Source organism: Burkholderia sp. BCC1644 (assembly GCF_902833225.1).
Classification (GTDB): domain Bacteria; phylum Pseudomonadota; class Gammaproteobacteria; order Burkholderiales; family Burkholderiaceae; genus Burkholderia.
Map to the genome: position 1 here is coordinate 496,953 of NZ_CADFEI010000002.1, position 23,414 is coordinate 520,366.

The window sequence follows — 23,414 nt, forward strand, 5'->3', positions numbered from 1 at the left end:
TGAAATTCCCCGCCTGATTCCGCGCACATGACACGGCGATGACATTTTTCTCATTTGTCCCTCACCTCCACGATCCGAACGCTTTCCAGAATCGCCAGCGCAATCGCGATATTCCGGCTCGCCCCCATAAGGCTCCACACCGGAATCGAGCGATGCACGAAACGATCTTCTTGAACCTCAGGGGCACACCATGAAAACTCCAGTTCGGCTCGTCATGATGTCGAGTACGTTGCTCGCGGCTACCCACGCGGCGCATGCGACGGAAGTCACGCTGTACGGGCTGTTCGATACGTCGCTCACGTACGTGTGGAACGCCGACGCGGGCGGCAAGAACCTCGTCGGCCTCGGCAACGGCAATCTGCTCGGCAACCGCTTCGGCGTGAAAGGCGCGGAAGACCTGGGCGGCGGGCTGAAAGCGATCTTCACGCTGGAAAACGGCTTCAACCCGAACACCGGCGCGCTCGGGCAAGGCAACCGGATGTTCGGCCGGCAGGCGTTCGTCGGCCTTGAAAGCGCCCGCTGGGGCACGCTGACGCTCGGCCGCCAGTATGACGCGCTTGCGGACGTCGCATGGCCGGTCACCGGCGACTTCTACTTCGGCAGCGTGTATGCGACACCCGGCGACGTCGACAACTACGACACGTCGTCGCGCACCGACAACGCGGTGAAGTACACGTCCCCCGTAATCAGCGGATTCCAGTTCGTCGGCATGTATGCGCTCGGCGGCGTGGCCGGCAAGAGCGGCGCGGGCCAGACCTGGTCGGCCGGCCTGTCGTACAGCAACGGCCCGGTCGACGTCGCGGGCGGCTACTACTACGCGGCCAACCGTTCATCGCTCGCCAACGGGATCCGGACTGGCTGGAACGGCACGTCCGACGGCACGTTCGACGGGTCGCTGGTCAACGGCGGCTACATCTCAGCGAAATCGATCGGCATCGCACGCGGTGCGCTGCGCTACAACTTCGCCCCCTTCGCGATCGGCATCGACTACAGCAATGCGCTGTACAAGGCCGACGCGATGTCCGCGTTCCGCAGCACGCAGAAGTACGACACCGCACGCGGCTTCTTCAACTATCAGGCGACGCCGAGCCTGCTCGTCGGCCTCGGCTACAGCTACACGCGTGCCCGCGGCGATACGGGCGCGACCTACCATCAGGTGTCCGCCGGGGCCGACTACGTGCTGTCGAAGCGCACCGATCTCTATGCGGTCGGCGCCTGGCAGCGCGCGAACGGCGAGCAGCGCACGCTCGACGGCGGCACGCAAACGGCGCAGGCATCGATCGGTTCCTACGGCTACGGTGGCACGCGCACGCAGGGCATCGTGAATCTGGGGTTACGCCACCGGTTCTGATCGCGGCGGCCGGCTCCACGCGCTGCGTGACGAAAATTTCATGTTGCGATCAGGTTCTCGATGCGTGAGGTCGCTACGATCGGAACGGTAACGGGCCCTGCCCGTTCCCACCCACGCAGCGGGTCGTTGTCGCACGGCACGATCACGCGTTAGGCCCGGACTCGTCGAGTGCCGGGCCTTTTTTTCGCGCGCAGGACGATCACTGTGCGGAATTGCGTTGCGGAAACAGGCACGGATGCGTTTTCACATGCAGGTTCGGATTGCCGCAGCGGTGACCGGCATAGTCGATCTGCTCGCCGGGCATCAGGTCGGCCGGCACCGGCTGGCGTGCGGCCGAAGACGTGGCGGCAGGCGTGGCCGCGGAGGTGCCGGAGCGAGTCGATGCGCAGCCTGCGAACAGCGGGACGATCAGGACTGCGATCAAGGTCAAACGAATGGCGGGACGATGCACGTTTCGGTCCGGAATGGGAGGCTGGACAGGGCCGCCCGCTTTCCATGCTGCTGTCGCGAACGGCGCGAATGCCGTTGGCCCTGTCGGCCAACGGCAGACTTCATGTTCCGCTTCCCGCTCATCGTGCCCATGACGCGAACATGACGGTTACGTCATGTCAGTCAGGTTCCAACGACGCGCTGCCTGCTTGCGTTATCTGACGATTTTTTCATCTTGCGATCACGATCACGCACGGCTGCTTTCGCATACTGGGTCCATGGTTCGCCACCCGGCGACCTGATCAAGGAGAGCACTCGATGAAAACGGCAAAACTCGCAGCACTGTTCGTCACCGCCACGCTGTCGCTCGGGATGGCCACGCAGGCCGCCTTCGCGGAAACGCAAACGCAGGGCAAGACCCGCACGCAGGTCGTCAACGAACTGAAGCAGGCGCAGCACGAAGGCGTCGTGCCGACGGGCAAGACGCAATACCCGCCGACCAGCGAGATGGTCGCGCGCAACAAGGAGCTTCACGGGATTTCGGTGCATGGCGGCGAGAAGAAGCCGCAGGCCGACAACCACGACAACCTGACCGCGCAGAAATGACGCTCGGCCGCACGACCGCGGGCAGCACGCCGCGCGCTACCGCCTCATGGCGAACGCGCGAGCGTACCCGCCCGCGGTGTCAGGTGCCGATGGCCGCCGGCCGGTCCGGCTCGGCCGGCCGGCGCGGAAAGCGCAGCCAGAACGTCGTGCGCCGGCCGGGATCGCTGTCGACACCGCATTCGCCGCCGTGATTGTCCATGATCGACCGGACGATCGCGAGGCCGAGCCCCGTGCCCGACGCGGAATTGTGCCGCGACGGATCGACACGATAGAAGCGCTCGAAGATCCGCCCGACATGCTCCGCGGCGATGCCGGGCCCCGTATCCGACACGGCGATCGTCGTCGCGCCGCCCTGCTCGACGCAATCGATCGTCACGACGCTGCCGCGCGGCGCATAGGTCAGCGCATTGGACAGCAGGTTGCTCAGCGCACGCTGGTACAGCGTCAGGTCCGCATCGACCCACGCGTGGCCGTCGACCTTCACCGTCACGCCCTCGTCTTCCGCCAGCGGCTCGTAGTAGCCGGCCACCCGCTCAGCCTCCTCCGCCGCATTCAGGCGCCGCACGCCGATTGACGTGCCGGCCTGTTCCGAGCGCGCGAGAAACAGCATGTCCTCGATCATCCTCGACAAGCGCTGGTATTCGTCGATGCTCGACTCGATCACGTTCCGGTATTCCTCCGCGCTGCGCGGCTGCGACAGCACGACCTGCGCGGCTGCCTGCAGGTTCGTGAGCGGCGTGCGCATGTCGTGCGCGAGATTCGACGAGAACTGGCTCAGCCGCGTGAACGACTCGTTCAGCCGTTCGAGCATCCCGTTGAAGGCATGCTCGAGCTCCTTCAGTTCGCCGGACGTATCGAGTTCCGGCAGCGGATGCGCGAGCCGGCTCGTCGACATCTGCTCGGCCCGCGCCGCGAAGCGCCGCAACGGGCTCAGCCCGAGCGCCGCGATGCCGTATGCGATCGCGGCCGCCAGCACCACGCCGAACACCTCGATCACGACAATCGTATAGGCATGCGTGCGCAGCAGCAGCACGTCGGCGCTGCGGTCGTACTGCACGGCGACGCGCACCACGGGCGCACCCGCCCCGGCGCCGCCCGCGAGCGGCACATTCGTCACCAGATACTGGTGCCGCGCGCCGGGCGGTGTGACGGCGACCGGCACGCGCCCGGCGTTCAGCGACATCAGCGGCGCATAGGGACGGAATCCGGGCGTACTGACGAGGCGCGCGCCCGTTGCATCGAAGATCGCAAGATCCATGTTCTGGTGACCGTGCAGCTGGTCGATCCAGATGCCCGGGTTGCGCGCGACGTCGGCCGTCGTGTCCGCTCCGCCCAGGTGCGTGCCGAGCGCGGCGGATATGCCGGCCATCTGCTCGGCGGCCGTCATCTCGACACGGCTGCTCAACGCCTTGTAAAGCGCGACGCCGCTCGATGCGAGGATCACCGACGTCGACAGGATGATCAGCGCGGTCAGGCGTCCGCGCAGCGTGCGCGGCAGCAGACGCGCGATCATGCGGCCGCGCCGCCGCGCGCTTCGAGCACGTAGCCCATGCCGCGCACCGTGTGGATCAGTTTCGGTTCGTACGCGTCGTCGATCTTCGAGCGCAGCCGCCGGATCGCCGAATCGACGACGTTCGTGTCGCTGTTGAAGTTCATGTCCCACACCTGCGACGCGATCGTCGCGCGCGGCAGGATCTCGCCCTCGCGGCGCATCAGCAGCCACAGCAGCGCGAATTCCTTCGCGGTCAGCAGGATCGTGTCGCCCTGCCGCGTGGCCTTGCGGCGTGTCAGGTCGAGCTCGAGATCGGCCACGCGCAGCGTGTTCGAATCGCGCGGCTGGCCGCGCCGCAGGATCGACTTGATGCGTGCGGTCAGCTCGACGAAGTCGAACGGCTTCGCGAGATAGTCGTCGGCGCCGAGCTCGAGGCCCTTCACGCGATCGCCGACGTCGTCGCGCGCGGTGAGGAACAGCACGGGCGTCGACTTGCTGCGCCGCAGGTTCTGCAGCAGCGTCCAGCCGTCCTGGCCGGGCAGCATGACGTCGAGCACGAGCAGGTCGTACTCCTCGGTTTCGGCCTGGTGCTGGCCCGTGATGCCGTCCTCGACCCAGTCGACGACGTAGCCGGCCTCGGTGAGGCCCTTGCGCAGGTACGCGCCCGTCTTCGGTTCATCCTCGACAATCAGAATTCGCATCACGCATTACCCTTGAAGAAACCCAGCCGGCGCAGCACGCCCGCGCCGAGGCCGCCGCGAAACGCCGCGCGCCACGACACCGCATGGCTCACGCGGTACAGCACCGGCAGCACCAGCAGCGTCAGCGCCGTGGACGACAGGATACCGCCGATCACGACCGTCGCGAGCGGGCGCTGCACCTCGGCGCCGGTGCCGGTCGCGAACGCCATCGGCAGGAAGCCGAGCGACGCGACCAGCGCGGTCATCAGCACCGGCCGCAGCCGCGTGAGCGCACCGTCATGCACGGCAGCCTCGAGCGGCATCCCTTCGTCGCGCAGGTTGCGGATGAACGAGATCATCACGAGCCCGTTGAGCACCGCCACGCCCGACAGCGCGATGAAGCCGACCGCCGCCGTGATCGACAGCGGAATCCCGCGCAACCACAGCGACACCACGCCGCCGCTCAGCGCGAACGGGATGCCGGTGAACACGAGCAGCCCGTCCTTCACGTTGTTGAACATCACGAACAGCAGCACGAACACCATGAACAGCGCGAGCGGCACAACAAGCTTCAGGCGCTCGCTCGCGCTTTGCAGCTGCTCGAACTGGCCGCCCCACGACACCCAGTAACCGGCCGGCACGCGCACGTCCTGCTGCAGCTGCTCGCGCGCATCGGCGACGAACGAGCCGACATCGCGGCCACGGACGTTCGCGCTGACGACGACGCGCCGCTTGCCGTCCTCGCGGCTGATCTGGTTCGGGCCCGGCGCGACGTCGATCGTCGCGAGTTCCGCGAGCGGCACGTACGGCGCCGCCGCGAGCGGCGCGCTGGCGCCGGCGGCCGGCGCGGGCAGCGCGATCGGCAGCCGCTTGATCGCCTCGATGTCCGAACGCAGCTCGTCGGGCAGCCGCACGACGATGTCGAAACGGCGGTCGCCCTGGAACAGCGTGCCGGCCTTCTGCCCGCCGACAGCCGCGGCCACCGAGTCCTGCAGGTCGGCGACGCTCACGCCGTAGCGCGCGAGCTTGTCGCGGTCGAGGTTGACGGTCAGCACCGGCAGGCCGGTGGTCTGCTCGACCTTCACCTCCGATGCGCCCGGCACTTTCTGCAAGGCGGCCGCGATCTGCTCGCCCGTCTGGTTCAGCACGGCCATGTCGTCGCCGAAGATCTTCACCGCGACGTCGCTGCGCACGCCCGAGATCAGCTCGTTGAAGCGCAGCTGGATCGGCTGCGAGAACTCGTACGCGTTGCCCGGCAACTCGGCGAGCGCCGCCTCGATCTCGCGCACGAGCTGGTCGCGCGGCTTCTTCGGGTCGGGCCACTGGTCGGCCGGCTTCAGCATGATGTAGCCGTCCGACAGGTTCGGCGGCATCGGGTCGGCCGCGATCTCCGCCGTGCCGGTGCGCGCGAACACGCGTTCGATCTCGGGGAAGCGCGCCTTCAGCGTCTTCTCGATCGACTTCTGCATCTCGACCGACTGCGACAGGCTCGTGCCGGGAATCCGTAGCGCGGAGACGGCGAGATCGCCTTCGTTGAGGCTCGGGATGAACTCGCTGCCGAGCCGCGTCGCGAGCCCGAGCGTGACCAGCACGATCGCGCCGGCGCCGATCATCACGCGCGCCGGGCGCGTCATGAACGCGGCGAGCACCGGTTCGTACGCGCGCCGCGCCCAGCTCATCACCCGGTTCTCCTTTTCCTCGACACGCTCGCCGATGAACAAGGCGACTGCCGCCGGAATGAACGTGACGGTCAGCACCATCGCGGCCGCAAGCGCCATCACGACGGTAATCGCCATCGGGTGGAACATCTTGCCTTCGACACCCGTCAGCGCAAAGATCGGCAGGTACACGACCATGATGATCAGTTGCCCGAAGATCAGCGCGCGCCGCGCTTCCTGCGACGCGCCGAACACCTCGGCGAAGCGCTCGTCGCGCGTGAGCGGCCGGCCGGCCGTCGCCTGCGCATGCGCGAGCCGCCGCACGCAGTTCTCGACGATCACCACCGCGCCGTCGACGATGATCCCGAAATCGAGCGCGCCCAGGCTCATCAGGTTCGCGCTCACCTTCGCGTTGACCATGCCGGTGAAGGTCATCAGCATCGACAGCGGAATCACGAGCGCGGTGATCAGCGCCGCGCGGATATTGCCGAGGAACAGGAACAGCACGGCGATCACGAGGATCGCGCCTTCGAGCAGGTTCTTCTTCACCGTCGCGACGGCCTTCTCGACGAGCACCGTGCGGTCGTACACGGGAATCGCCTTCACGCCGGCCGGCAGCGTGCGGTTCACGTCCTCCATCTTCGCGGCGACGGCCTTCGCGACCGTGCGGCTGTTCTCGCCCATCAGCATGAAGACCGTGCCGAGCACGACTTCCTCGCCGTTCGCCGTCGCGGCGCCGGTACGCAGTTCGCGGCCGATGTCGACGACGCCGACGTCCTTCATCCGCACCGGCACGCCGCCGACGTTGGTCAGCACGATGTTCGCGATATCGTCGACGGTACGCGCCTGGCCCGGCACGCGCACGAGATACTGCTCGCCGCGCTTTTCGATGTAGCCGGCGCCGACGTTGTCGTTGTTGCGTTCCAGCGCGCGCACGACGTCGGCGAGCGTGAGCCCGTACGACATCAGCTTGGCCGGATTCGGCGCGACGCGGTATTCCTTCACGTAGCCGCCGATCGAGTTGACCTCGGTCACGCCGCGCACGTTGCGCAGCTGCGGCCGCACGACCCAGTCCTGCAGCTCGCGCAGGTCGGCCGCCGTATAGCGCGTGCCGTCGGGCTTGCGCGCGTTGGCGTCGGCCTCGACGGTCCACAGGTAGATCTCGCCGAGGCCCGTCGACGTCGGCCCCATCGCGGGTGCGATGCCGGCCGGCAACTTGTCCTTCGCTTCCTGGATGCGCTCGTTGACGAGCTGCCGCGCGAAGTAGATGTCGGTGCCGTCCTTGAAGATCACGGTGACCTGCGACAGCCCGTAGCGCGAGATCGAGCGCGTCTGCTCGAGGCCCGGCAGCCCGGCCATCACGGTCTCGACCGGATAGGTGATGCGCTGCTCGGCCTCGAGCGGCGAATAGCCGGGCGCGGACGTGTTGATCTGGACCTGCACGTTCGTGATGTCGGGCACCGCGTCGATCGGCAGCTTCTGGTAGCTGAACACGCCCAGCGCGGCCACGGCCGCGATCGCCAGCATCACGAGCCAGCGATGCGCAATCGCAAAGCGGATCAGGCGCTCAAACATGTCGGGATTCCTTGAAACGGGGAACGGTCGCCCGCACCGGACGGGCCGCCCGTCCGGTCACTCGACGGGCCGGAAAGCGGGCCGCATATCGGGCCGCGAGCCGGGAAACGGCGCACACGTATCGCTCATTCATGTTCGGCGCTCCCCTTGCCGAGCTCGGCCTTCAGCACGAAGCTGTTCGACGCCGCATATTCCTGACCCGGCTTGAGCCCCTTCAGCACCTCGGTCGCGCGCTCGTCGCGCCGCCCCGTTTCGACGGCCTGCGCGACGAATCCCTTCGGCGAGCGCACGAACACCGACGGCGCGCCGTCGACGTCCTGCAGCGCGTCGCTCGCGACCGCCAGCGGCACCGCCTGCTTGCCCGCGTCGACCGACACGTTCACGAACATGCCCGGGCGCCACACGCCGTCCGGGTTCGGCAGCACGACACGCGCCGGCGCGGTGCGCGTCTGTTCGCCGAGCAGCGACCCGACGTACGCGATCGGGCCGCTCGAACGCGATTCGAACGCCGTCGCAATCACGGTTGCGTCGCGGCCGACGCGCACGTCGTTGAGCCGCTGTGCCGGCACGGCCATCTCGGCCCAGACGGTCGACAGATCGGAGATCACGAACATGCTCGCATCAGCGGCGATCGCCTCGCCGGGCGTCGCATGCTTCTCGACGATCGTGCCCGCGAACGGCGCACGCAGTTCGTAGCGGTTCAGCGCGCCCGCACCGACCGGCGCGTTCAGCGCGGCGAGCTTCTGCCGGGCGTTCTGCACGGCGATCTCGGCCTCGCGCAACTGCACCTGCGCCTGCTGGTAGTCCTGCTCGGCGGAGATGCGCTCCTTCCACAACGTGCGTTCGCGCTCGTAGGTCGCGCGCGCACCCGACAGCCGGCGCTCGGCCGTCAGCAGTTCGCTGCGGCGGTCGGCCAGATCGGTGCTTGCAATCACGGCGAGCACCTGCCCCTTCGCGATGTTCTGCCCGAGCGATACCGACACCTGCTCGACGATGCCGGCCACGCGCGGGACGACGTGCGCGGTACGGTCCTCGTTGAACTTGATCTCGCCCGGCAACTGGAACGGCGTCGCGATCTGCGCGGGGCCGGCCTTCGCGAGCGCGATCTTCGAGGTCGCGAGTTGCGCGTCGGTCAACGCGATCGCACCGTCGGCGCGTGCGAACGGGAACGACGCGGCTTCATTGCCCGACTTCACGTCGATCGTCGCATCGAACACGTGCGGCTTGGCGATCGACTGCGCGGACACGAACTTCTGGCCTGCCGCGTCGAAACGCAAGGGTTCGTGGGTGCGGTCGTAGCGCACCAGCGTGCCGGACACGGTGACGCCCTTGGTCGCAGGCTTGCCGTCGACGAACGGATAGACGACGAGGCGCGCATCGCCGGGCTTCTCCGTCATCACGATTTCGACGGACAGCTTGCCGCGCTTGAGCACGACACCGCCGCGCTCGCCGGCGGCTTCGGCGGATGATGCGGCTTCGGGAGCCGCCGACGCGGACGCGCCGTTGCCGCCGCTGTTGCGCGTGACGCCGAGTGCGCCGAGGACGATCCCGGCACTGCCGAGCACGACCGCCGCGATGATCAGGATTCTGCTGCGTGACATGATGATCCTTCAGGTAATGGACGCGTCTGTTGCGCTATTGCGTGACAGGTGCAAGCGGCGCGAGCGGCGTACCGACGAGCCGGCCGATGTCGGCACGCGCCGTATGGGCATCGGCAAGCGCGCGCACGTATTGCGACTGGCCCTGGAACAGCGTGCGCTGCGCGTCGAGCACGTCGAGGAAGCTGAACTTCCCGAGCTCGTAGCCGCGCGACATCGCATCGAGCGCGAGGCGCGCGGCCGGCAGGATGTCGGACTTCAGCCGCTGCGCCTCCTGCGCGGCGGCTTCGAAATTCGCATACGCCTGCGTGAGTTCCAGCCGCAGGCGCGTGCGTTCGCGATCGAGATCGGCGTTCGCGCGCTCGGCCTTGTGCGTCGCCTCGAGCAGCGCGCCCTTGTTCGTGTTGAACAGCGGAATCGGGATCGACACGCCGACCACGGCCTGGTTGTCCGGCACGCCGCCCGTGGTCACGCGCTTCACGCCCGCGCTGATCGTCACGTCCGGAATGCGCCGTGCGCGTTCGAGCGATACGGCCGCGTTCGAGCGCAGCATCTCGGCACGCGCGATCCGCGCGAGCGGCGCGTCGTCGAGCTGCGCGGTCAGCGCGGACAACGACTCGACCGGCGGCACGGTTTCCAGGTCGCCGCGCACCGCGAGGCGGCCGTCGCGCGCTTCGCCCATCACCGCGTTCAGCTTCTCGCGTGCGACCTCGACACGGCCGCGCGCAGTCACGACTTCGATCTGCACGCCGGCCGCCGCCACATGCGCCTTGGTCGCTTCGACCGGCGACACCTTGCCGGCCTGTGCCCGGCGGCTCGCGAGATCGGCCGAGCGTGCGGCGATCGCGGCCGATTCCTCGGTGACCTGGAACTGGCGCTGCGCGGCGAGCAGCCCGTAGAACGCGGCGATCACGTCGGCGCGCACGACGGCACCCTGCTCGTCGAGCGAGGCATTGGCCGCTTCCCTGCCGTACGACGCGACGTCGAGCCGCGCGCTGCGCTTGCCGCCGAGTTCGATCGTCTGGTTGATCAGCGCGGTCGACGTACGTTCGGCGCGGCGAAAGCCTTCCTGCAGGAACGACACTTCGGGATTGGGGCGCGCGCCGGCCTGCATCAGCGCGCCGGCCGATGCATCGACGTCCGCGCGCGCACCGCGCAGCGCCGGATTGCTGCGCGCGGCCGTGTCGAGCGCATCGGCGAGCGTCAGCGGCGCGGCAGCGGCCGTGTCGGCTTGTAGCGAAACGGACCGGTGCGCAACGGCTGCGGGCAGCTCGCCTGGCGCGACGGGTGGCGGGTACGATTGGGCGTGCGCGGTCGCCGCCGTCGCAAGGACGGCGAGCGCAACCAGAGTGTGCGTAAACATGTGCGAGCCTGCGGTTACTGTTTCGCGACCGATGCTACGGAGCAACCGCAGTGCAAACATGAGGCGAAGATGATATTTCCGTCATCTTCGGCGCCGCGGCGCGTGAGCGCGCAGCAATTGGATAAAGCGATGTATCACCGCACTGATCTGCTGGAGCGACGTAGGCCGCTCATCGATAGGTGAGCGGCGCACATCGCATCGAATGCGGTAATTGTCCAGCAACGCGCCGGAGATCACGGTGCCATGAACCTCGCGGTGCCGCTTCACTGTCCGTGGAGTGCCCACCTCCCGGTGGACAATCCGTGTTACCCGATCTAGTTCTTGGTCGCGTCGACCTTTACCTCAATCCTCGTATATTCCGGTCCTAACAATTGCATTCGCTCAGTTTGCCCGCGCTCGTCCGTCATCCCGACATAGCGTGTCGCACTCGTGGTGATTCGGTAACAAACGTGCGCAAGCGGCTTCGAGGAAGATCCAAGGAGCAACGCTTTATCTTCGGTGCGCGGTGTCCATCTTTCCGTCGTGACGATACGCGCCGTTGCAGGCTGGCGCTCGTCGCCACAGGCAAAAAGATCGACGTCACGCGCGGGACCGGGTGTAGCCGCCGTAACTGCATAGCTGCTAACACCCCGCAAACCCGGCAGATTGCATAGACTCTGACAACCTTCGGATGGGCATTTCGGAACAAATTCAACGCCGACTTGATGCGCGTCGTCGGGGGCACGATTGCCGTCCTTGCCCTGAATGATCCGCTCGTTAATCCATACGTCCTGGGGATTCATTCCCAGTTGTACAAGGAAGGATTTCATCGCCTCGCCGCGCAATTTTGCCAACTCCTTCGGATTGCGCTCCCACGCAAACGCGGCCGCATCTATAGTTGCGGATGCCCCTTCACGTGTCCACTCTCTCGCAGTCAGGAAGTGCCTAACAAGGCTCAACCGATCGCTGTTGCCAATCTCGATAGAGTTCAACGCCAATTGCATATTGTCTTGTTCCAGAACCTTACATGCATAGGCCTGCGACGAGCAGTTCGCAAACACCAGAAGAAGCAATATCAATCGTTTCATTTTTTTGGACCGGCTAACGCGCCAAAACGAACCACGCGATGCTGTCTGCATTTCCAATAGCCTGCTCAGGATGTTCTTTCGCCAATCGTTCGCAAGCCCAACGACCATACGCATTCGGGTAGTCCTCGGAACCAAACGTATCTATAAAATGCGAACACTCGTGAACTATAGTAAGTTGCTTCGAGGATAGATTGCTCGCGGAGCGATCAGGCAGCGAGCAGAAATGGATATTAATCGCAATCGTATGCGTCGCAGTATCCGGACGACAGACGTGTGCCACTTCTCCGTCGAGATCCTTCATGTTTGGCAAGCAGCCAGTAGCCAAATCCGCGTCAGAGCCGGGACGCACGAAGTTCTTGGCGGTCAGGTCCGACATGACTATCACGAGAGCCCTGAGGCCCGCAGCCAACCAGGTTCTGATCGCTTTGTCAGGCGAACCAAACCACACGGCAACCCGGGCCTGTATATCGGGTGTCCAACGCGCCAGCTCGGCTATTCTCTGCTTGGTAATGACGACGGCCTCATCTCGCAACCCCAGAACAAGCTTCCTGAATTCTGCATCGGTCATGTTAGGGCAGATAGGCGGACCATTCAGTGACAACGGAATGACGACTTTCGAACCGAGGACCGTGTTCGACTCCCCCTTCCCGACGTGAATCCAGTCACCATTGTCTTGCGTATTTGCATCGTCTGTTGCCATGTTCTTTACTCTCCCACATGAATCTCGACGTCCATTGTTTCTCGGCTCGACGTAACAATTCGGCTGGTATGGCCGGTAGCATCCGTAGCGCCGCAGAATACTTTTCCGGACGCGGTACGGATGCGATATTTCACGTGTGCCAAGGGTCGGCCAGTATCGGCGTCGCACAGAAAAAATTGTTCGTCGTGTTCAGTGTGAATCTCCAACAACGAACGTGGAGTGCCTTTCCCCGTCAGCGCTGCCGCTTCCTCTGTCGTGAAAATCATCCTCATGTTGCGTTCCGCGTAGAAAACCGGCGGCGGACTGCAGTCGCACACGTTGACATCGCCGCTCAATGCCCATTGCTTGCCGTTCGGGCCCGTGCCGGGCCAGCGCGGCCCCTTCGGCGCAATAAACCCTTCTTGCTTGCAAGCCGTGCAGTAGGTTTTCATGCCGAGCGTGGCGATTTGTACTGCCGGCGGCGGATTAGAACAGGTCACAGTGTCGAGACCCTCGGTGATGATCGCGCTCCCGGCGCGGTCGCCCTGGGCGAGAAAAGTCCGGATCATGTCGCTGCCTCTTGGTCAACCATGATCGCCAATTTCACCACCGTGAAGGTATCGGCGAAGCCCCTGCCTTCACGCTCCGGGGAGTCCGTCACCGTATCGCCGTTTGAGAGTTCGCTACCAACGAAGGCGAGCGGCGTGAAGTCCGGGTAATCCGCGATGCCAAGGCCGCTGACTATTCGGGCGGTTGAGCCGTCCTCATAGTGGACGACGTTTCCCACGACAGCAGACTTGCCGAGCGATTCGCCCACGTCCCACGTTCCGGTTGCTTCGCGCAACACGCCGCCCCTTGCGGTCGTCGCCCCTTTCACGGCCAGCCGATAGCGTGGGCGCGCGGGCGGCGGTACGTAGGCCGAATCGAACAAGCCGGGAATCGACTCGTCATCGGTTACCTGGATGCCGGCTCCGTCTTGTAATGTTTGAGTGATGACGTCACCGTTGCTCAGTCGCGAGCCGACCAGCGCGATCGGCTTGCCCTCCGACGTGGCGGCAAACCCCGCCCCGTCGACGACAACGGCCTCGCTGCCGTCGTCGTATTGAACGACGTCGCCGACGCGGGCCAGCGTCAGCCCGCGATAGCTCGTCTTACCCGCGACTTCGGCAACCCAGCCGCCGCGCTCGGTACGTGAGCCGATGGTCGCGAAAAGATGGATAAGCGCTTTTGCTTCTTGTTCGGTCGGCATACTGCATCCCTCTCCGGTTAAGTGGGTGAAATGTGCTCCACGCCAACTTAAAGCCAACCCGACAGGGGGATCAATCGTCCGTGTACGAAAATTCGGAAACAATTATCTGGTATCCGAACGAATTTTACGAAAAACTATCCAACGCACAGTTGTGGCCATGATTTCCGGGCATCGGGCGGTGCGGTGTCGGGCCGGATGCCTGCGCTGTTCGAAATTTTTGTCCGCGATGCCCACACGTCACCCAGTTCGCCTAAAGCAACTGAACGCCCGGATTCGCGAGTTCAGACACCGGACGCACGTTTCTGGCGCTCGTCTTTATTGACCGCTGACTCCCACCCGGATCGGCTGTGCGGTGGATTTCGTATTGGAGTGGTGCGGGAACGCGCTGCGCGATGACAGCACCCGCCATCCGGGGCACGTAGCGCGCCGCCGCAATCAGCCATCAGATCGCCATAATCATTGGCCACAGCGCGCAAACTAGCTGCGATCTCAGGCTTGCGGGCGGCCGCTCCGGGGGGAATTCACGCGCGATGCGACAGCACGCGCCACACACGTCCCAGTGCCAGATACATCACTCACGTCTGCCGGCTCCTCATCCTCCGGCGACGTTGCAGCCATGCGAGCAACTGCCGACCGTCACGTTCGCCGAACCAGCGCGCGTGCCCGATCAGGTAGCCGTCGTACGCGATGTCGACGATAGCCGGCGCATCGATGATGCAGCCGAAGTAAGCCACTTCCGACAGGGCGAACTCCGTATGCACGATCGGCAGCAGCGCGACCAGCGCCGCATGGGCTTCGTCGCCCAGCGGTTCGAGCGACTCATACCCGTCGAGCAGCGCGTCGATCTGCGCGTACTCGACGCGGCGCGCATCGGCCGGCGCCATCCAGTCGACCGTATTGCGCTCGATCGCGAGCGCGAGGTCCATCACCGCGCAGGTGCGATCCGACAGCCCGAAATCGAGCACGGTCCGCACCTGCGCGCCGGGCCCCGCCTCGGTCCACAGCAGGTTCGACGCGTGCCAGTCGCCGTGCGTCCACAGCGGCGGCAGCGCGGGCAGCAGCGGCGCGAGGCGCGCGTGATACGGGCCGATCGCGTCGGCCACGTCGCCGCGCCAGTCGCGCGCGCCGAGCGCACGCACGAGCAACGGCTGCGCCTCGACCCAGCGTTCGAGCGCGCCCGCCAGATCGCCGGACGACAGCACGCGAAAACTCGACAGCAGTGTGCGCACGGGCCGCGCCGGCGCATCGTAGCCGGCCGACGCGCGATGCAGTTCGGCCAGCGCGCGGCCCGCCGCGTACGCGTGCGACACATGCGTGAACGGCTGCCACGACATCACGCCGCGATACGGGTCGACGCCGGGCGCGAGCACATGCACCTCGTAGGTCCAGTCGCCGGACGAGAATGCGGTCGCACCGTCGCGATCCGCGAGCACGTCGACCACCGGCATGCCGCGTTCGCGCAGATGCGCGATGAAGCGATGCTCTTCCTCGAGCCCCGCGACGTCGCGCAGGCTCGCGTGATGCCGCTTGACGAACAGCCCGCGCCCGTCGGCCATCCGCACCAGCACGGCCGCCGCGAACTGCCGCGGGCTGTGCCATGTCAGCCGCACGGGCTCGCCGGCGCCGTCGATGCGTGCGAGTACCGCCGCCACCTCATCGTGCGTCATCAACGGCCAGTCGCGTTCGGCCTGCTCGCCGTCGACACCGAATTGCGGCGGCGCGACGTCACGCGACAGGGATCCGTCCGGCTCGAGTGGGAATGACATGAACGACGTTGCTCCGTAGTTGAATCCGAATCGGCGCGCGGATCAGCGCGCGCCGCCGCCCGTTGCCAGCGCTCCGCCGGCCGCCGCGCGCAGCGCCGCGGCCGTGCGACTCCAGTCGCGCCAGCCGACGACGGCCAGCCCGATGAACAGCGCATAGAGTCCGGCTGTCAGATACAGTTCCTTGAACACGAACATCCCGACGTACACGACGTTCACGACGATCCACAGCCCCCACGACGCGATGTAGCGCCGCGCGGTCCAGTATTGCGCAACGAGGCTGAATGCGGTCAGCGACGCATCGACGAACGGCAGTGCCGCGTCGGTCCAGCGCGCCATCATGCCGCCGAGCAGCGCGCTGCCGACGACGGCCGCGATCAGGTCGGGCAGCATCTGCATCGGCCGCACGCCGGTGACGGGCGCGACATCGCCCGCCGGCGCCGCGCTGCCGTCGGCAACGCTGGCGCGTTGCGCGAGCCAGCGTTGCCAGCCGTACACCTGCAGCACCGCGAACGCGCCCTGCAGCAGCATGTCCGAATACAGCTTCGCATCGAAGAAGATCCAGCCGTACAACGCGACCGACACGAGCCCGACCGGCCAGCACAGCATGCGGCGCTTCGCGGTCAGCCAGATCGCGAGCGCGCTGACGATCACGCCGGCGATTTCGAGTGGGGACATCGTCTGTGCTCTCCTGGTTGGCTGCCGGGGCCGCGCGTCACGCGGCCGGATCCGGACGATCAGAAATCATAGGTCAACGACACGCGGGCGGTACGCGGCGCACCCGGGAACAGGTACGCGTCGCCCTGCTGCTCGCCCGCATCGCGCCAGTAGAACTTGTTGAACAGGTTGTCGACCGACACGCGCAGCACCGTGCGATGCCCGCCGATCTTCGTCGTGTAGCGCGCGCCGAGATTGAACACGAACCACGACGGCACGCGTGCGGTGCCCTCCTCGTTCGCGTTGCGCGCCGCGCTGTACTCGACGCCGCCCAGCACGTTCAGCCCCGCGACGCCCGGCACCGCGTAGTCCGCATACACCGACGCGCGCAGCGCGGGCACGTTGATGATCTGGTGCCCTTCGTACGCCGGCGAACCCGAATCGTACGCGCGCGCGCGAATCGCCGCGACGCTGGCCGTCAGCCCGAGCCGCTCGGTCACGCGCCCGGCCGCGCCGAGCTCGATCCCCTGGTGGCGCTGCGTGCCGCGCTGCACGAACGTGTACGACGTGCCCGACGGATCCGGGTCGGCGAACTGGAACGGCTTGCTGATCGAGAACACGGCGGCCGTGAGGCTCAGCCGGTCGAGCCAGTCGTATTTCGCGCCGACCTCGATCTGATGGGATTCGACCGGCGGCAGGAACGCATACGCGTTGGTCGCGCGCACGGGCGCCTGGTCGCCGAGCGACAGCGCCTTGCTGTACGACGCATACAGCGAAAGCACGTTCACCGGCTTGTAGACGAGCGCGACCTGCGGCAGGAACACCGAACGGTCGGTATGCGTCGTGTCGCCGTCGAGGCTGCTCCAGCTGCGCTGGCGCAGCAGCACTTCCTTGCCGCCCGCGAGCACCTGCCAGTGTTCGCCGATGCTGATGCGATCGAGCCCGAACACGCCGTACTGCCACGCGTCGAGGCGCGGATACGACGGCCCAGGCGAATTCGGCGACGGCGAGAAGGTCGTGTCGGGCCCGTAGATGTTCTCGCTGCCCACGTAGTCGTACACGGCGTCGGCCATGCTCACGACGCGGCGCTGCACGCTCACGCCGAGCGTCAGCTCGTGCCGCAGCGGCCCCGTCGCGAACTTGCCCGTCGTGACCGCGCGCAGGTCGTCGTTGCGCCGGTATTCGCCGGGGCTGCGGAAGTCGTACACGTCGTAGTCGCCGTTCGCGCCGAAGAAGAACGGCGACGTCGCGCCGGCCGTGCAACTCGCCGCATACGAGCAGCCGTATGCGAACGCGCTGTTGTCGTCGATCATCGTGCGACTGCGGCCGGCCGCGATGGTGGCCTTCCAGTCGTCGTTGAACTGGTAGTCGAAGCGCGCGTTCAGGTTCAGCGCGTCGGTCGTCACCGGTTTCGCCCACGGCTGCGTGCCGAGCGCCTTCGACGTCGTCTTGACCGACGGCACGACGGTGCCGCCGAGCAACTGGTAGCCGGGCGCGGAACGCTGGATCCACTGCTGGAACTCGGCGTTGAGCTGCAGGCTTGCGCGCGGGCTGATATCCCAGTCAGCGGCGATCGAGCCGAACGTACGCCGCCCGTTCGTGCCGTCGATATACGAGTGCATGTTCTCCTTCGCGGCATTGATCCGGAAGCCGAACTGATGGTCGGGGCCGAAGCGGCGGCCGAGATCGACGGCCGCCGACGTCGAGCCGCGGCTGTCGACGCCGCCCGTCACGCTTGCGACGTTCGCGGAACGCTTCGTCACGAAGTTGATCACGCCGCCGGGCGCGACGACGCCGCTGTCGATGCCCGCGAGCCCCTTCAGGATCTCGACGCGCTCCTTGTTCTCGAGCGGCACGTTCTGCTCGCCGGACACCGTCAGCCCGTCGATCCGGATCGCGCTCGCGAGATCGACCGGAAAGCCGCGGATCGCGAAGCCTTCGAAATAACCGACCGGCGCATAGTCGTTGACGACCGATGCGTCGTTGCGCACAACGTCGCTCAGCCGCTTCGCCTGCTGGTCGTCGATCAGCGCGCGCGTGATGACGTTCACCGAGGCCGGCGTGTCGCGCAGCGGCGCGTCGTCGAGCCCGGCGACCGAGGCTTCGCGCGCGCGCAGCGTGCTGCCGCGCTCGCCGCTCACCGTGATCGCGGGCAGCGTCGCGGTGCCGGCCGCGTCGGCGTCCGGCGCGGGCGCGTCGCCCGGTGCCGCGGCGGCCTGCGCCGCGAAAAGCGTGATGCCGAGGCCGACTCCGAGCCCGACCTTCGTGCGCCGCCGCCGTGCGGGCGTCGCTGTTGTTCTATTCACCGTCATTGTTCTGGATGGAAAACTCGCCACTCGACCCTGTCGAAACACGTTACGAAGCTGCGAAGCGTGCCCCCGCGGACGCGTGCGACGACACGATATTCATCAGACGAATCGGACGATACGGCACGCACGCGTGCCGGTCGGTCAGGAAGACGCAGGATGGGACATCGGATACAGGTGACGCACCGGGCACCGACGCAGCCGTCGACGGATTCGTCGGGAGCGGGCGGGCGGCCGGCGGCATCGCGCGGTCGTGTCATGCGGGGGACGCTTCGAACGCCCCGGCGCAGGCGGCGGGCGCTTGCGCCGGCCGTTCATCGGAACGGCGGCCTGCCCGTCGCGCGCGACATCGCGGCGTGGCGCGCATTTTACCCCGGGCGGGAACGATGGCCGTGGAATCGGGTGGAACGGGAGGCGGGAACGGCGGAATGGGGGAAAGGTACGGCGGGTGATGCGACAGCGGCGGCGATGCGATCGTTGTGCTCGTCCTGCGAGGCAACCGCGACAACCGGTGCAGTCACGCGCCGGTCGAACGGGCGAAAACCGGCGCGGGAATGACGGCCCGCTGCCGGTTCACCCGCCCCTCAGAACCCCTGCATCGTCGCGGTCGGATCGACGACCAGGTGCACGACGCCGTAGATGACCGCGCCGACGAGCAGCGCGAGCACGATCGCCACGAACGGCAGCAGCGTGTAGTTGACGTTCGCGAGATCGGCCGCGTGCGCCTTGCTGTTGCGTACGCCGAAGAAACTCCACAGGACCAGCTTGATCATGCCGAGCAGTTTCATGGTTGTGCTCCTTTCATCGAATCGGTTGACGCTATCGTCGATCCGACCGGCATCCGAAAAAAGAAGCAGTTGCGCACGCTTTTCGCGCAGCAGGCCGTCTGCGGCGGCATGTCGCAGGGGCCATCAGCGGTCGAGCACGAGCGGCTCCGTGGCGCCTGTCGCGGGCCGCGCGACGCACAGCAGCGCGCAGCCCGGTTCGACCTGTGCGTCGGGCATCTGCTCGTAGTCGACCGCACCGGACAGCACGCGCGTCGCGCACGTGCCGCATGAGCCCGACCGGCATTCCGACGGCACGGCAACCCCCTGCCCCTCGGCGAACTCGAGCAGCGGGCCGTCGGCGGATGTCCATGCGGCTTCGCGCCCCGTGCGCCGGAAGACGACCGGCACGCTCGCCGCCGGCGTGGCAGACGTGCGGGCCGCGCTGCGCGCAACGCTCGACGGCCCGAACGCTTCGAAGCGGATGCGTTCGTCCGGCACGTTCAGCGCGCGCAGCCCGTCGTACAGGTCGCGCATGAACGCCGCCGGCCCGCACAGGTAGAAGTCGTAGTCGTCGAACGACAGGATCCGCTTCAGCTGTGCGATGTCGATGCGGCCGGCTTGCGCCGCCGAGCGTTCGTCAGGATGACTGTCGAACCAGTGGAGCGAGAACCGTCCGTCGGCGGCCGCCATGCGCGCCAGCTCCGCCGCGAACGGCCGGTCTGCCGCTTCACGCGCGCCGTGTACGAACACCACGCGGCGCGCCGGTTGATCGTCGGCCAGCGCGCGGCGCAGCATCGCAACCATCGGCGTGATGCCGATGCCGGCCGACACGAGCACGGCCGGGCGCGGGCTCGCGACATCGAACGTGAAGCGGCCGCGCGGCATCTGCGCGTCGAGCGTCATGCCCGCCTGCGCGTGATCGTGCAGCCACGCCGATACGCGCCCTTCGCGCTTCACCGTGATCCGGTAATGCGCGCCGCCCGGCGCATCGGACAACGTGTAGCTGCGAATCGCCCGCGCTTCGCTGCCCGGCAGCGCGACGCGCAACGTCAGGTGCTGCCCGGCGTCATAGGCCGGCAGCGCGCCGCCATCCGCCGGTTCGAAATGAAACGAGCGAATCGCGCGCGCTTCGTCGACGATCTTCGCGATGCGCAGCGGCCGCCAAGCGGGTGCCGATGCGGAGAGCGATTCGGATGCCGTTGCCGGTGGGGTTGCCGATGCCGATGCGGACTGCACCGGGCTGCCCGCCGCACCCGCACCCGCGCCCGCCGCCATCGCCGCAAACTGCGGCGCGCGTTCGACCGCCGACCACCGGAAAGGCAGTACCGCGCGCAGCCGTCGCACTTCCCGCACATGGAACCGCACGACGCGCTGCGCGCCGTCGAACGACGCGACGAGCGGCCCGTCCCATACGATTTCCGCCCGCGCGGCGACGACCAGCAGGTCGCCGCTGTCGAAATCGATGAACAGCAGCCCCGCGCGCGGATCGTGCTGCAGGTTGCCGAGCGTGTTGAAGAAGCGGTTGCCGCTGAAATCCGGCGTCGTCAGCGTGTGTGCATCGTCGACGCGCACGAAACCCGGCATCCCGCCGCGATGCGACACGTCCGCGCCGCGCGCGGCGCCGGCGTCCGCCGACGTGTTCGCGCTCGCGACGAAGAACGTATCGGCCTGCGCGAGCAGCGCACGATCGGCCTCGCTCAATGCGTCCGACACGTCGGGCTCGACGGCGGCATCGACTTCGCGTGCCACGAAAGTGGGCTTGCGGCCCTGGATGTACTTCGCGCAGTTGCCGAAGCTCTGCTCGACCGCGATCGTCAACGCATCGCCGTCGACCGCGCGCACGACGCCGTTCACGCGATTGCGCCGCCGCGTGTCGAATTCGATCCCGAGCCCGCCGAGCGGCGCGCCCGGCTGCCACGCGCCCGCCAGCGGGTCGCCCGGCAGCGCGCGCGCCGCGATGCGCAGCGTGCGGGCGTCCGGCGACGCGACGAAACCCGGCTCGCCGGCGCGCAGCGTCGCCCACGGCTGGCCGTGCGCATCGACGCCGCCGAGCACGAAGAACGGCAATTGCGCGAAGAACGTCCGATGCTGGTCCGGCATGAAGCGCCGGATCCCGCGCCGGCCGGCCGCGCCCGCAGCCTCCGTCACGCCCGCGCGCTGCTGCACGGCGAGCTCGCCTGCATGAAACGGCGCGGTATCGAGTTCCCAACCCGGTACGACGGCGGCCGGTGCGTTCATCGCGTTCTCCCTGAACAGGCGCGGCTTCGTTGGTCGTTACGCGGCGAGCAGGCCCGCGCGCGTCGTCGGCATGCCGACGAAGCCCGGCAGCGCCTCGACACGCGCCAGCCACGCACGCACGTGCGGATACGGTTCGAGCGACACGCCGCCTTCCGGGGCGTGCGCGATATACGTGTACGCGGCGATGTCCGCGATCGTCGGCTGCGCGCCGGCCGCGAACGGCTTGCCGGCCAGCTCGCGATCGATCACGTCGAGCACCTTCGCGGCCGTGCGCTTGGCCGCCTCCGGATCGAGCGGCGCGCCGAACACGGTCACGAGCCGTGCAGCGGCCGGGCCCGACGCGATCGGGCCGGCCGCATACGACAGCCAGCGCTGCACCACGGCCGCGCCGACCGGATCGTCGGGCAGCCAGTGCGCGTCGCCGTAGCGCTTCGCGAGGTACACGAGGATCGCGTTCGAATCGGCGATCACGGTGCCGCCGTCGTCGATCACCGGCACCTGCCCGAGCGGATTGAGCGCGAGGAACGCCGGCTCGCGTTGCGCGCCGGCCGCGAGATCGACATCGACGGTCTCGGACGGCAGGCCGAGCAGCGCCAGGAACAACCTGACGCGATGCGCGTGCCCCGAGAGCAGGAAGGAATAGACGCGGATCGGCGACGCGGGCTTGCTGGCGGCAGACATGGAAAACACTCCGGAATCTCGCGCCGCCGGGAGTCGGCGACGAACGGCTCCAGCGTAGCGCTCGCCGTTCATCGCCAGAAGACGGATAATCGCTGAAACATTATCCGCTCTCATAGGACAATCGACGATGGCCGATCTGCGCGACGTGAACCTGAACCGGCTGGCGATCTTCGTCGCGGTGGTCGATGCCGGCTCGCTGACGGCCGCGGCCGAGCGGCTCGGCCTCGCGAAGACGGTCGTCAGTACGCACATGCAGCGCCTCGAATCCGAGATCGGCGCGAACCTGCTGGTGCGCACGACGCGGCGGCTGAGCGTCACCGATGCGGGGCGCACGTTCTACGATGCGTGCCGCGACATCGTGCGCGCAACCGAGACCGCGCTGGATGCGGTGTCGTCCGACGCGGGGCCGCTGCGCGGCACGCTGCGCGTGAGCGTGCCGATCGACTACGGCGCGCTGGTCGTCGCGCCGGCCGTCGTCGCACTGCGCGACCTGCATCCGGGGCTCGATGTCGAACTGGTCGCGAACGACCGTGTCGTCGACCTCGTCGCCGACAACCTCGACGTCGCGATCCGGATCGGCCGCCTCGCCGATTCGAACTATCGTGCGGTGCAGCTCGGCACCTACGAGAAATGGCTGGTCGCGAGCCCCGCGTTCATCGCGCGACACGGGCTGCCGCGCGATACGGATGCGCTCGCCGCGCTGCCGTTCGTGATGCTGTCGACGCTGCCGCGCCCGCATACGCTCGAACTCGACCACGTCCGCGGCGGCAGCGCGGCAGTCCGCTGCGTCGCGCCGGTCGTGTCGAACACCGCGACCGCATGCCGCGCGATCGTGCTCGCGGGCGGCGGCTTCGGGCTGCTGACGGATTTCTCGACCGCGGACGACGTCGCGGCCGGCCGGCTCGTGAGGCTGCTGCCGGGGTGGCACACCGCGCCGGCCGGGATCCATGCGGTGTATCCGTCGACGCGGCTGCCGTCGCCGAAGGTGCGGGCGTTCATCGACGCGATGAAGACGCGGATCGGCGAGACGCCGCCGCCGGCGCCCGCGCGCCCGGTTCGATCGACACGCGCGGACGGCTGAATCCGGATCGCCACGCACTCATATTCCGCTTCGAACCCCTTTCGCAAAACTTTTACGCCCCCGAACAAATACGCCCCTTTATTCTTCATAAAAATATCGCTTTGCTTTCCAGATTTTCTACTAGTCTTGTTTCCGGTAATACGCAAACACGCGTTTACCGAAACGTTTCAATTC

19 protein-coding genes are annotated in these 23,414 nt (G+C 67.1%); 3 read left to right on the forward strand and 16 right to left on the reverse strand.

Annotated features, from left to right (window positions below):
• Positions 1-190 precede the first annotated feature (190 nt).
• Positions 191-1,351 (forward strand): porin, encoded by a 1,161-nt coding sequence (locus tag HWX87_RS05600; RefSeq protein WP_176046162.1) that lies wholly within the window; start codon positions 191-193, stop codon positions 1,349-1,351.
• A gap of 199 nt (positions 1,352-1,550) precedes the next feature.
• Here HWX87_RS05600 and HWX87_RS05605 read toward each other — a convergent pair whose 3' ends face one another.
• Positions 1,551-1,802, reverse strand: coding sequence for a hypothetical protein (locus HWX87_RS05605; protein ID WP_244137603.1), 252 nt, complete (start codon positions 1,800-1,802; stop codon positions 1,551-1,553).
• A gap of 296 nt (positions 1,803-2,098) precedes the next feature.
• Between HWX87_RS05605 and HWX87_RS05610 the strand changes: the two genes are divergently transcribed.
• Entirely contained in the window at positions 2,099-2,386 is a 288-nt protein-coding gene (locus HWX87_RS05610; protein WP_176046163.1) for a DUF4148 domain-containing protein, read from the forward strand.
• Positions 2,387-2,465: 79 nt separating this feature from the next.
• On the opposite strand, the gene HWX87_RS05615 is transcribed toward HWX87_RS05610, so the two are convergent.
• From HWX87_RS05615 to HWX87_RS05685, 15 genes are all read right to left on the reverse strand, one after another.
• Entirely contained in the window at positions 2,466-3,899 is a 1,434-nt protein-coding gene (locus tag HWX87_RS05615) for a heavy metal sensor histidine kinase (protein ID WP_176046164.1), read from the reverse strand.
• Positions 3,896-4,579: a heavy metal response regulator transcription factor IrlR gene (gene irlR / locus HWX87_RS05620; protein ID WP_006490455.1), complete on the reverse strand. Its 684-nt coding sequence runs from the start codon at positions 4,577-4,579 to the stop codon at positions 3,896-3,898. The genes HWX87_RS05615 and irlR overlap by 4 nt, the downstream gene beginning before the upstream one ends.
• Entirely contained in the window at positions 4,579-7,791 is a 3,213-nt protein-coding gene (locus tag HWX87_RS05625) for a CusA/CzcA family heavy metal efflux RND transporter (RefSeq protein WP_176046165.1), read from the reverse strand. Before HWX87_RS05625 ends, irlR begins: the two co-directional genes overlap by 1 nt.
• Positions 7,792-7,916: 125 nt before the next feature.
• Entirely contained in the window at positions 7,917-9,392 is a 1,476-nt protein-coding gene (locus HWX87_RS05630) for an efflux RND transporter periplasmic adaptor subunit (RefSeq protein WP_176046166.1), read from the reverse strand.
• A gap of 34 nt (positions 9,393-9,426) precedes the next feature.
• Positions 9,427-10,752: a TolC family protein gene (locus HWX87_RS05635; protein ID WP_176046167.1), complete on the reverse strand. Its 1,326-nt coding sequence runs from the start codon at positions 10,750-10,752 to the stop codon at positions 9,427-9,429.
• 314 nt (positions 10,753-11,066) lie between these two features.
• Complete coding sequence (locus tag HWX87_RS05640; protein ID WP_176046168.1) at positions 11,067-11,819, reverse strand: hypothetical protein; 753 nt, start codon at positions 11,817-11,819, stop codon at positions 11,067-11,069.
• 13 nt (positions 11,820-11,832) lie between these two features.
• Complete coding sequence (locus tag HWX87_RS05645; RefSeq protein ID WP_176046169.1) at positions 11,833-12,519, reverse strand: M35 family metallo-endopeptidase; 687 nt, start codon at positions 12,517-12,519, stop codon at positions 11,833-11,835.
• A 5-nt stretch (positions 12,520-12,524) separates the two neighbouring features.
• Positions 12,525-13,067: a hypothetical protein gene (locus HWX87_RS05650; RefSeq protein WP_176046170.1), complete on the reverse strand. Its 543-nt coding sequence runs from the start codon at positions 13,065-13,067 to the stop codon at positions 12,525-12,527.
• A complete protein-coding gene (locus tag HWX87_RS05655) occupies positions 13,064-13,747 on the reverse strand; it encodes a PAAR domain-containing protein (protein WP_176046171.1) in 684 nt (227 codons plus the stop codon). Before HWX87_RS05655 ends, HWX87_RS05650 begins: the two co-directional genes overlap by 4 nt.
• Positions 13,748-14,322: 575 nt before the next feature.
• Complete coding sequence (locus tag HWX87_RS05660; RefSeq protein ID WP_176046172.1) at positions 14,323-15,513, reverse strand: phosphotransferase; 1,191 nt, start codon at positions 15,511-15,513, stop codon at positions 14,323-14,325.
• A 42-nt stretch (positions 15,514-15,555) separates the two neighbouring features.
• Positions 15,556-16,188 carry a nicotinamide riboside transporter PnuC gene (gene pnuC, locus HWX87_RS05665; protein WP_176046173.1) on the reverse strand — a complete coding sequence of 211 codons (633 nt, stop codon included), beginning with the start codon at positions 16,186-16,188 and terminating at the stop codon, positions 15,556-15,558.
• A gap of 59 nt (positions 16,189-16,247) precedes the next feature.
• Positions 16,248-18,479: a TonB-dependent siderophore receptor gene (locus HWX87_RS05670; RefSeq protein ID WP_176046174.1), complete on the reverse strand. Its 2,232-nt coding sequence runs from the start codon at positions 18,477-18,479 to the stop codon at positions 16,248-16,250.
• 578 nt (positions 18,480-19,057) lie between these two features.
• Positions 19,058-19,261: a DUF2970 domain-containing protein gene (locus HWX87_RS05675; RefSeq protein ID WP_021164122.1), complete on the reverse strand. Its 204-nt coding sequence runs from the start codon at positions 19,259-19,261 to the stop codon at positions 19,058-19,060.
• A 123-nt stretch (positions 19,262-19,384) separates the two neighbouring features.
• On the reverse strand, positions 19,385-21,478 hold the full coding sequence (locus HWX87_RS05680; RefSeq protein ID WP_176046175.1) for a pyridoxamine 5'-phosphate oxidase family protein: 2,094 nt from the start codon (positions 21,476-21,478) through the stop codon (positions 19,385-19,387).
• A 36-nt stretch (positions 21,479-21,514) separates the two neighbouring features.
• Positions 21,515-22,159 carry a glutathione S-transferase gene (locus HWX87_RS05685; RefSeq protein WP_176046176.1) on the reverse strand — a complete coding sequence of 215 codons (645 nt, stop codon included), beginning with the start codon at positions 22,157-22,159 and terminating at the stop codon, positions 21,515-21,517.
• Between the two features lie 127 nt (positions 22,160-22,286).
• On the opposite strand from HWX87_RS05685, the gene HWX87_RS05690 reads away from it, so the two are divergent.
• Entirely contained in the window at positions 22,287-23,240 is a 954-nt protein-coding gene (locus tag HWX87_RS05690; protein ID WP_176046177.1) for a LysR family transcriptional regulator, read from the forward strand.
• The last annotated feature ends 174 nt before the right edge of the window (positions 23,241-23,414 follow it).

What these genes read in the sequence shown, in the direction of transcription:
- HWX87_RS05600 (WP_176046162.1), top strand. Translation starts at nt 191, where the DNA reads ATGAAAACTCCAGTTCGGCTCGTCATGATGTCGAGTACGTTGCTCGCG.
- HWX87_RS05610 (WP_176046163.1), top strand. Translation starts at nt 2,099, where the DNA reads ATGAAAACGGCAAAACTCGCAGCACTGTTCGTCACCGCCACGCTGTCG.
- HWX87_RS05615 (WP_176046164.1), bottom strand. Translation starts at nt 3,899, where the DNA reads ATGATCGCGCGTCTGCTGCCGCGCACGCTGCGCGGACGCCTGACCGCG.
- irlR (WP_006490455.1), bottom strand. Translation starts at nt 4,579, where the DNA reads ATGCGAATTCTGATTGTCGAGGATGAACCGAAGACGGGCGCGTACCTG.
- HWX87_RS05625 (WP_176046165.1), bottom strand. Translation starts at nt 7,791, where the DNA reads ATGTTTGAGCGCCTGATCCGCTTTGCGATTGCGCATCGCTGGCTCGTG.
- HWX87_RS05630 (WP_176046166.1), bottom strand. Translation starts at nt 9,392, where the DNA reads ATGTCACGCAGCAGAATCCTGATCATCGCGGCGGTCGTGCTCGGCAGT.
- HWX87_RS05635 (WP_176046167.1), bottom strand. Translation starts at nt 10,752, where the DNA reads ATGTTTACGCACACTCTGGTTGCGCTCGCCGTCCTTGCGACGGCGGCG.
- HWX87_RS05640 (WP_176046168.1), bottom strand. Translation starts at nt 11,819, where the DNA reads ATGAAACGATTGATATTGCTTCTTCTGGTGTTTGCGAACTGCTCGTCG.
- HWX87_RS05645 (WP_176046169.1), bottom strand. Translation starts at nt 12,519, where the DNA reads ATGGCAACAGACGATGCAAATACGCAAGACAATGGTGACTGGATTCAC.
- HWX87_RS05650 (WP_176046170.1), bottom strand. Translation starts at nt 13,067, where the DNA reads ATGATCCGGACTTTTCTCGCCCAGGGCGACCGCGCCGGGAGCGCGATC.
- HWX87_RS05655 (WP_176046171.1), bottom strand. Translation starts at nt 13,747, where the DNA reads ATGCCGACCGAACAAGAAGCAAAAGCGCTTATCCATCTTTTCGCGACC.
- HWX87_RS05660 (WP_176046172.1), bottom strand. Translation starts at nt 15,513, where the DNA reads ATGTCATTCCCACTCGAGCCGGACGGATCCCTGTCGCGTGACGTCGCG.
- pnuC (WP_176046173.1), bottom strand. Translation starts at nt 16,188, where the DNA reads ATGTCCCCACTCGAAATCGCCGGCGTGATCGTCAGCGCGCTCGCGATC.
- HWX87_RS05670 (WP_176046174.1), bottom strand. Translation starts at nt 18,479, where the DNA reads ATGACGGTGAATAGAACAACAGCGACGCCCGCACGGCGGCGGCGCACG.
- HWX87_RS05675 (WP_021164122.1), bottom strand. Translation starts at nt 19,261, where the DNA reads ATGAAACTGCTCGGCATGATCAAGCTGGTCCTGTGGAGTTTCTTCGGC.
- HWX87_RS05680 (WP_176046175.1), bottom strand. Translation starts at nt 21,478, where the DNA reads ATGAACGCACCGGCCGCCGTCGTACCGGGTTGGGAACTCGATACCGCG.
- HWX87_RS05685 (WP_176046176.1), bottom strand. Translation starts at nt 22,159, where the DNA reads ATGTCTGCCGCCAGCAAGCCCGCGTCGCCGATCCGCGTCTATTCCTTC.
- HWX87_RS05690 (WP_176046177.1), top strand. Translation starts at nt 22,287, where the DNA reads ATGGCCGATCTGCGCGACGTGAACCTGAACCGGCTGGCGATCTTCGTC.